This is a genomic window from Halomonas sp. (assembly GCF_031581305.1).
GTDB lineage: Bacteria > Pseudomonadota > Gammaproteobacteria > Pseudomonadales > Halomonadaceae > Halomonas.
This window is the reverse complement of the sequence record NZ_JAVLBC010000130.1, coordinates 1-9,088: the sequence shown is the minus strand read 5'-3', so window position 1 is coordinate 9,088 and position 9,088 is coordinate 1. Positions and strand designations below refer to the sequence as shown.

Here is a 9,088-nt window from a genome sequence, read left to right as displayed (position 1 = left end):
GCCGAAGCGGAAGAGCGTATTACCTCTCTCAGCGACTTGGTCAACCGCACCACCATCGTGGCGCCCGTCTCTGGTACCGTAGTGGGGCGCCAGGTCCATAGTGAAGGCGCTGTGATCCGCGGCGGTGACCCGATCCTGGATATCGTGCCGGCGGGGGATGGCTTCGTGGTCGAGGCACGCGTCCCCAACCGTGATATCGACAATATCTACATCGGGCAGTCTGCCAACATTCGCTTCTCGGCCTTCAACCAGCGCCTCACCAACGAGATCGCCGGCGAGGTGATCCACGTCAGTGCCGACAGTTTCGAGGATGAAGCCACCGGTCAGATGTATTACAAGGCCCGCGTTCGCGTGACCGATGAGGGCGAACAGGACATGACCGAGCAGATGCAGCTGCTCTCGGGCATGCCGGCCGAGGTATTGATCAAGACCGGTGAGCGCACCTTCGCCAGCTATATCGCCAAGCCGATCACCGACATGCTGGCGCGCGCCATGAGGGAAGAGTAATGCTGGACAGGTCATTGGGGTATTGCCGCTCATATGCTCGGGGGCTGTCGCGTCCGGTGCTCCTGCTGATGCTTGCCGCGTCTCCCGTGCTGGGGCAATCCGTGCAGGAGGATGTGCCAGCCGACGACGCGGCGATCGAGGCCTTGGCCGAGCTCGAGGCCCAGGAAGCTGACACCGGCAGCAGCGGCGATCTGCCCTCCTTGCCGGCGCTTTTTGCCCGGGCCCTGGAGAATGACGCCGACCTGGCCCGCCAGCGGCTCGAGTTGGAGGCCATTGAACAGGAAGAGCCGCTGGCTCGTTCCCGGTTGTTGCCGCAGCTGACCGCCAGCGGTGGCTACCTTTGGCAGGATTCTACCAATGTACGAACCGAGGTTGATCCCGATAGTCAGATTCCTCCGGATCAGCAAGATGTAAGGCCGGGCGAAATCGAAGAGCAGTACTGGCAGGTGCAGCTACAGCAGCCGCTGTTCAGCCTCGAGCGCTGGCGCGGCATGGGGCGTGCCGATGCTCAGGTGAGCGCCGCAGAACTCGATCTGGCCCTGGTCGAGCGCGACCTCGCCCTGAAAGTCAGTGAGGCCTACGTCAACGCCTATCTGGCCTCGCGTACCCTGGGTCTGCTGGAAGCCCAGCAGGAGTCGCTCGAACTGCAGGTGCGTCAGGCCAAGCGTGCCTATGAACTGGGCGTGGGCGATCGCATCAACTTGCTCGAAGCGCAGTCGCGTTTCGATCAGAGCATTGCCGATACCGTCGAGGCCGAGAACGAGCTTGACGATGCCCTCAGCGAGCTGGAGCGTCTCACCGGCATGCGCCCCGCCTTCGAGGGCCATCAACTCGGCAACCTGAACGCGGTCGATATCGAGGGCGATCTCGGCAGCCCCCAGGCGTGGCTGGATCGCATCGTCCAGAACCTCGATGTACAGCGCGCCGACGCCGAGCGCGAGATCAACGACAGCGATACCAGCGTTCGCCGCAGTGGTTACTTCCCGGAGGTCAATCTCAACCTCTCCTACAGCGATCGCGTCAGCGATGACGAGCTGCGCGAAAGCGAGGACTATCGGGCCAACGTCGAGGTCAGCATGCCGCTCTTTCGCGGTGGCCGGACGATGGCCAGTGTGCGTCAGGGTGAGTTGCGCACCGCCGCCAGCCAGAAGGCCCTGGACAACCAGCGCAACCTTGCCGCACAGGAGGTGCGTCAACGGCTGAGAGCGCTGGACGGCAACGCACGGCGCCTCGAGGCGCTGGGTCAGGCCATCGAATCCAGCGAGCTCTTTTTGGAGGCTGCCGAACGCGGCGAACAACTCGGGCTGCGCGACCTGGTGGACGTGCTCGATGCGCGTGCCAGCCTCTACGACCAGCGCATTCAGTTCGTCGATACTCTGGGTAACTTCGTGCTGGACCGGCTGGCCCTGGAATCCGCCGTCGGCGACCTGGGTCGCGAAGACCTGGCGCGCACCATGGACCTGCTGACGCGAATCACCTTGTCCGGGAGCGGCAACGCCGAGCGCTGATCATGCCAGCAAGCTCCAGTGACTGGCAGCGACGGCTCATGCGCTGTTTCGATGCTGCCATCGCACTGCTATTGCCGTCACTGCTACTGCTCGTTCTGCCGAATATTGACCGCGCCAGCGGCGTGGAATACCCCTTGCTGATCCTGGCCGGTGGCCTGCTGTTGCCGGCCTGTGGTGAGCTTTCCGGGCTCTACCAGCCGTGGCGAGGGCGTAGTCTTTTCACCATGCTGGGGGTCTACTGCCTGGGGTGGTTGCTGACCATCATCCTGCTCAGCCTCTTTCTGGTCGCGACCCAGAGCGCCATGATCTTTTCCCGTGTCTGGATGCTGCTGGCCTCGTTCGGCGTGCTGGCCGCCGGGCTGTTACTGAGAACCCTGCTCTATCTTCACCTCAGGCGCATCCGCTCGCGTGGTCACAATATCAAGCAAGTGCTGCTGATCGGCGCTCCTGCCAACATGGCGCGGATACGACAGCGCCTGGAAAGCATGCCCTACCTGGGCTATCAGGTGGGGGCCACATTGCCGGATGAGCCCACAGCCCATGATGACTTGGTGGAACAGGTGGAAGCATTGGCCAGCCGCAGCGTCTTCCACCGCGACTTTGATGAGGTCTGGCTGACCTACCCTCTGGCCAGTGGAGACCGGGTCAAGCGCCTGGCGACCGCCTTGATGGTGGTGCCGGTGGATATTCGTTACTTTCCCGACCTGACCGACGTTCGCCTGCTCAACCACCGGGTGACCCAGGTGGCCGACATGTTCTCCCTGGACCTCAACCGCTCGCCACTGGATGGCGCCATGCGACTCGTCAAGGCCCTGGAGGATCGCGTGCTCGGTCTGGTGCTCTTCGTGGTCTTTCTGCCCCTGATGCTGGGCATCGCCATGGCATTGCGCTGGCAGATGGGGCGTCCCGTGCTGTTCAAGCAGTATCGTCACGGCCTCGACGGTAAGCGTTTCCGGATCTACAAGTTCCGCACCATGGCGCCGCATCATGCGGATGGTACGCCTCAGGCAACCTCGGGCGATCCACGTATCACCCCACTGGGGGCGTTTCTGCGTCGGACCAGCCTGGATGAGCTGCCCCAGCTCTACAACGTGCTGCAAGGTCGTATGTCGCTGGTGGGTCCACGCCCCCACGCCATGGACCATAATGAATATTACAAGAATGAAATCGAGACCTACATGCAGCGTCATCGCGTCAAGCCAGGGATGACGGGCTGGGCTCAGGTCAACGGTCTGCGGGGTATCACGGAGGATGTCGCCCTGATGCGCAAGCGGGTTGAATATGACCTCTATTACATCGATAACTGGTCGCCGGCTTTCGATCTGAAGATACTGGTCATGACGGTGTCACGCGGCTTTATCAATCAGCAGCCATAAGTTTGGAGAGAGGTAAACGTGCCCATCACCGTAGACCAGCGCGATACCCTGCCCCAGGCAGGCCTTTTCGTCCTGCTGATGGCTACCATGCTGCTTGGCATCATCGAACTGCTGATGCTGCATGCCTGGCAACAGAGCGGTCATCTGCCACTGCTGATGACCTCGGGCTCCGCCGCCAGCATCACGCTGGTCAGCTTTGGGCTACTGTCAGTTGCCTACGGGCACCGTCCAGCACAGCGAGCCCTGGCGCTTGTCCTGCTGGTCTACTCCATCGCCCTGGGTGTTCTGCTGGCAAGCGGTGATCCCCAGTGGTGGATCGAATCCTCCCGCGTTGCCCAGGCGACCATCCTGCTGATGCTGGGGGTGTCAGTTGCCCTCTGGTTTCCCCCCGATACGCCGCGCAGTCGCCTTGGCTGGCGCTTTCTTGGGGTGTGCTGCCTGGTGTTTGGCATCCTCAGCGCCGCTTTCCTGCTCTATCGTTGGCCCGAGCTGGGCTCGACCCGGGATGCCGGTATCACGCTGCTGCTCTATCTTTCTCTCGTGGTGCTGGGCAGCGCGGTGCTGACCCTGTTGGTGATTCGAACCCGGCCACGGCTGCGTTTGCCCGGGTCGGCCATCGCCGTTGGCGTATTCGCCGTGGCCTTCAGCGTGCTGGGATGGCTGGCCGCCAGCTGGCTGGTTGCCTATCTCTCTGGCCGGCCCGCGGGCTGGCAGCACTGGGTACTCTTTCACGATGCCTCGGCGATACTGCCCGCCATGCTGGGGTTGGCCGGGCTGTGGTTCTCCTACCACCTGGTGGTCAGCCGGGCCCTGCTGATGGGGCGTATCTCCCAGGCACGCCAGCTGGAGCTCAGCGAGCAGCGCTTTCGTTCACTGTTCAGCCAGAGCCCCGATGCGGTATTCGCGCTGGATATCCGCGGGTACCTGGTTGACGCCAATCCCACGGCTGTCGCCATGATCGGGGGGCAGGACACTACCTGGCGGGGCTGTCATGCCGGCGAGCTGCCTCAGCTGCGCCGAGCGCCGGAGCATCAACGCACTGACGTGCAGTCGGCCTTCGACGCGGCCTTGGCGGGGAGGTCGAGCGAATCGGTGTTGAATCTGGAACATCACCACCAGGATTCACGGATCTTTTCGGTTACCTTCATGCCCATTGTGGTGCGCAACCGCGTGGAAGGGGTGTTCAGCGTGGTCAAGGACCTCTCCGAGAGGGTCAGGATCGCCGAACGCATGCGAATACTCGAGCGTAGCATCGAGGCCAGTCACAATGCCGTCATGATCATCAGCGCGCGCGAGCCCGGGTTCGCCGTCACCTATGTCAACCCCGCCTTCACGCGCATTACGGGCTTCTCGATGAAGGAGGTCCTGGGAGCCTCGCCTGACGTCTTGCGTGGCCGTGGTACCCGCGAGACCGATGTCACGCGCATTTGTCAGGCGCTTTCGACAGGAGAGCCACTGGGATTGACCCTCAAGACGTATCGCCGCGATGGTGAGCCTTTCTGGAATCAGCTCTACCTCTCACCGGTCAACGATGAGGACGGTACCCTTACCCACTTCGTGGGTATCATGAGTGACGTCACCGAGCACAAGGAGCAGCAGAGCCAGCTTGCGTATCAAGCCTCCCACGATCTTCTTACCGGCCTGCTCAATCGCTTCACCCTGAACGAGCACCTCGAGAAGGCCATGCAACGCCGCCGAGATCCCGGTGAGCAGCTGGCGGTGATGTTCATTGACCTCGATGAGTTCAAGCCCATCAACGACACCCTCGGGCATCAGGTGGGTGATGAGGTGCTGGTGCAGGTAGCATCACGCCTGAGCCATGAACTGCGGGGCAGCGACCTGTTGGCGCGGATCGGGGGCGACGAATTCATCCTTCTGCCCGGCACCCTGGCGTCCATCAGCGAGGTGGAGGGCCTTGCCGAGCGACTGCTGCGGGTACTGCGCCGGCCCTTCGCGTTACACGGACAGCTGCTTTACGTGACCGCCAGCATTGGCATCAGCCTGGTCCGCGATGACGACTCCCAACCCGAGCGATTGATACAGCAGGCCGACATGGCCATGTACAAGGCCAAGCAGTGGGGGCGTAATACCTACTACTTCTTCACCGATGATCTCGACACGACGCTGGTGCGTCGGGTGACCCTGCGTAACGAACTGCAATGGGCTATCGAGCATGACCAGCTGGAGGTGTACTACCAGCCCCAGGCCGATAATCAGGGGAACACCGTCGGGCTGGAGGCATTGGTTCGCTGGCAGCACCCGCAGCGTGGCACCATGGCGCCCGGCGAGTTTATTCCCCTGGCCGAACAGACCGGTCAGATCATCGCCCTGAGCAACATCGTATTGGAGAAAGCCTGTCGAGATGCCGCACAGTGGCATGCGCTGGGCTATCTGCCGGGTCGCGTGTCCGTCAACCTTTCGCCCAAGCAGTTTCACGGTGGCGGTTTCATCGAGCAGTTGCAGGCGGTCCTCGCCGACAGCGGGCTTCCCGCCAACCGCCTGGAAGTCGAGGTCACCGAAAACAGTCTGCTGCACGACATCCAGACGGCCATCGACACCTTGACAGCGCTGGAGCAGCTGGGTATCGCCAGCGCTATCGACGATTTCGGTACCGGCTTCTCGAGTCTCAGCTACCTCAGTCAGCTACCCATTCGCCACATCAAGATCGACCGTGCCTTTATCGAGCGCATCGGCACCAGCCGACGAGATGCTGCCATCTGCCGCGCGGTGATCCAGATGGCCCGCGAGATGTCGCTGGGCGTGATTGCCGAGGGTATCGAAACGGTCGAACAGTTCCACAGCCTCCAGGCCATGGGCTGCCCCGCCTACCAGGGGTTTCTGTTTGCCAGACCCATGTCGCGAGACGCAACCCGGGCCTTTCTCGAGCAGGGAGGCACGGTTCCGGTGGTGGCTGGCTAAAGGCGTCTTGTTGTTCTGAGGCGACTCCTACGTGTTGCGATGAAATGGTATGATCTTGCGCCATTCATTAACGTTAGACGATTGTCCGTGGCCGCGCGCCCGGCAAGGAGTGCCAGCTTGCCCACGCCCACCAGGAATGTCCCCTTGACCCCCGTCATTCTCTCGGGTGGCGCCGGCTCTCGCCTGTGGCCGGTATCCCGCGAACACTATCCCAAGCAGTTCCAGCGCCTCAATGCCAGTGACGCCAGCCTGCTGCAGGAAGCGGCACGACGCATGGCCGGTGTTGAGGCTCTCGAATCACCGCTGCTCGTATGTAACGAAGAGCACCGCTTCCTGGTGGCCGAGCAACTCCACCAGATCGGTTGTCACCCTCAGCGTATCTTGTTGGAGCCTTGTGGCCGCAATACCGCGCCCGCCGTTGCCCTGGCCGCCCTCTACGCCGTCGAACAGACGCCGGAAGCCCTGTTGCTGGTCATGCCCGCCGATCATGTCATCGACGATGCGGCCGCCTTTCAAGCCGCTGTCGAACAGGGGAGCACCCTGGCAGAGAATGGCAAGCTGGTAACCTTCGGCATTACACCCCATCGCGCCCACACCGGTTATGGCTACATTCGCCGAGGCGCGCCTCTGGAAGAGGGCGGCTACCGGGTCGATGCTTTCGTGGAAAAACCCGACGCCCAGCGGGCCAGGGATTACCTGGAGAGCGGCGACTACCTGTGGAACAGCGGTATATTCCTGTTCCGCGCTGATCGCTTCCTTGCCGAACTGGAAGCCCATGCGCCGGCCATCCTCGGCACCTGCCGGGCTAGCTTCGAGCAGCGCCGCGAGGATCTTGACTTCCTGCGTGTGGGCGTCGATGCCTTCGCCCAGTGCCCCGGCGTCTCCATCGACTACGCTATCATGGAGCACACCTTGGACGCCGCCGTGGTGCCCATGTCCCCCGGCTGGAGTGACATTGGCGCCTGGGATGCTGTTCACGACCTTAAGGCGGGCGATGCCCCGGACGGCAATGTCTTGTATGGGGATGTACTGCTGCACGACACGCGTAATAGCCTGGTGCATAGCCATTCGCGTCTCGTCGCTACTGTCGGTGTGCAAGACCTGGTGGTTGTCGAGACGGAAGACGCCGTATTGGTCGCCGACCGCCACGCCGCCCAGGATATCAAGCACATCGTGGACGAACTTAAGCTGGCAGGGCGCAGCGAATTTCAAGCCCTGCCTCAGGTCTATCGTCCCTGGGGCCACTACCGCACCCTGGCGCTGACGGAGTGCTTTCGCGTCAAGGAGATCGTCGTCAAACCGGGTGCCAAGCTCTCGCTGCAGATGCATCACCACCGCGCCGAGCACTGGGTCGTGGTTGAAGGCACTGCGCGAGTCACGCAAAGCCAGGGCCATGGTGATACCGAGCAGCTGAGCAGTTTTCTGCTCTGCGAGGACGAGTCGACCTATATTCCTTTAGGCACCCTACATCGTCTGGAAAATCCCGGTGTGATTGCCCTGCGCCTGATCGAAGTGCAGACCGGCAGTTACCTGGGAGAAGATGATATCGTGCGTTTCGATGACGCCTACGGCCGCTCATGATCCGGCAGCAGCCTAACGAGCTGACCGCAAGTGACGCACGGCAAACCGTGGTGCAGCCAGCGGAAGAGCTCAAGGTCGCCATCGTTCACGACTGGCTGGTCACCTGGGGAGGCGCCGAGAAGGTGCTCGAGGTGCTGCTGGCGCGGTTTCCGCAGGCCGAGCTGTTCACCATGGTTAACTTCCTGGATGAGGCACAGATTCCGGCGCTGCGCGGGCGTAGCATTCGCACCAGCTTTATCCAGCGGCTGCCAGGTGCGCGGCGTCACTATCGCCGCTATCTGCCGCTGATGCCCCTGGCGGTGGAGCAGTTCGATCTCAAGGGCTTTGACCTGATCCTGTCGAGCAGCCATGCCGTGGCCAAGGGCATCATTCCCGATCCCGAGGCGGTCCATGTCTGCTATTGCTATAGTCCTATGCGCTACGCTTGGGACATGCAGCATCAGTACCTGCGCCAGTCGGGCGCTCGAGGCGTCAAGGCGGCGCTGATGCGCTGGCAGCTGCACAAGCTGCGCCTCTGGGACTTCGCCAGCGCCCAGCGGGTTGACCATTTCATTGCTATCTCGCACTACATCCAGCGCCGCATCAAGTGCTTCTATCGGCGTGAAGCCGAGGTGGTCTATCCTCCGGTCGAGACGGCGCGCTTTCGCCACGACCGTCCCCGCGAGGGCTTTTACCTGACCGCATCACGACTGGTGCCTTACAAGCGCCTGGATCTGGTTATCGAAGCCTTCAACCGCATGCCCGAGAGGCAACTGATTGTGATCGGCGACGGCCCCGAGCGGCGCCGGCTTGAAGTGCTCGCCGGCCCCAGCATCACGATGCTGGGCTATCAGGACGATGCCGTTCTCATCGACCATCTCGAACGGGCCAGGGCCTTCGTTTTCATGGCCGAGGAGGACTTCGGCATCCTGCCTGTGGAGGCCCAGGCCGCTGGCGCGCCGGTGATCGGCTACGGCGTGGGTGGTTTGGCAGAGACAGTCATCGACGGTGTGAGTGGGATCCACGTGGGCCGGCAGGATGCGAAAGCGTTATGCCAGGCAGTGGCAACCTTCGAGCACCGGCAAACTGAGGATCCCGACGCCTATCCGCCGGTCGCTTGCCGTGACAGCGCCCGTCGTTTCGGTAGCGCTGTCTTCGACGCTGAGCTGGGGAGGCGTCTCAATGCCTGGCTACCTCACTCCTCGGACGAACCTCCTC

6 protein-coding genes are annotated in these 9,088 nt (G+C 62.4%); all 6 read left to right on the top strand.

The features are described 5' to 3' along the window. Positions 1-507, top strand: a 507-nt coding sequence (locus tag RI841_RS11415; protein WP_310705725.1) for an HlyD family efflux transporter periplasmic adaptor subunit, incomplete at its 5' end; no start/stop codon positions are given. Between the two features lie 68 nt (positions 508-575). Beyond that, entirely contained in the window at positions 576-2,015 is a 1,440-nt protein-coding gene (locus RI841_RS11410) for a TolC family protein (RefSeq protein WP_310705724.1), read from the top strand. 2 nt (positions 2,016-2,017) lie between these two features. Beyond that, the gene (locus RI841_RS11405; protein ID WP_310705723.1) at positions 2,018-3,391 is read left to right on the top strand and encodes an undecaprenyl-phosphate glucose phosphotransferase; all 1,374 of its coding nucleotides are present in this window, start codon (positions 2,018-2,020) and stop codon (positions 3,389-3,391) included. 18 nt (positions 3,392-3,409) lie between these two features. After that, entirely contained in the window at positions 3,410-6,310 is a 2,901-nt protein-coding gene (locus RI841_RS11400; protein ID WP_310705721.1) for an EAL domain-containing protein, read from the top strand. A 144-nt stretch (positions 6,311-6,454) separates the two neighbouring features. Next, the gene (locus tag RI841_RS11395) at positions 6,455-7,891 is read left to right on the top strand and encodes a mannose-1-phosphate guanylyltransferase/mannose-6-phosphate isomerase (RefSeq protein WP_310705720.1); all 1,437 of its coding nucleotides are present in this window, start codon (positions 6,455-6,457) and stop codon (positions 7,889-7,891) included. A gap of 50 nt (positions 7,892-7,941) precedes the next feature. After that, positions 7,942-9,088: glycosyltransferase (locus RI841_RS11390; RefSeq protein WP_310705719.1), on the top strand; the 1,147-nt coding region annotated here is incomplete at its 3' end.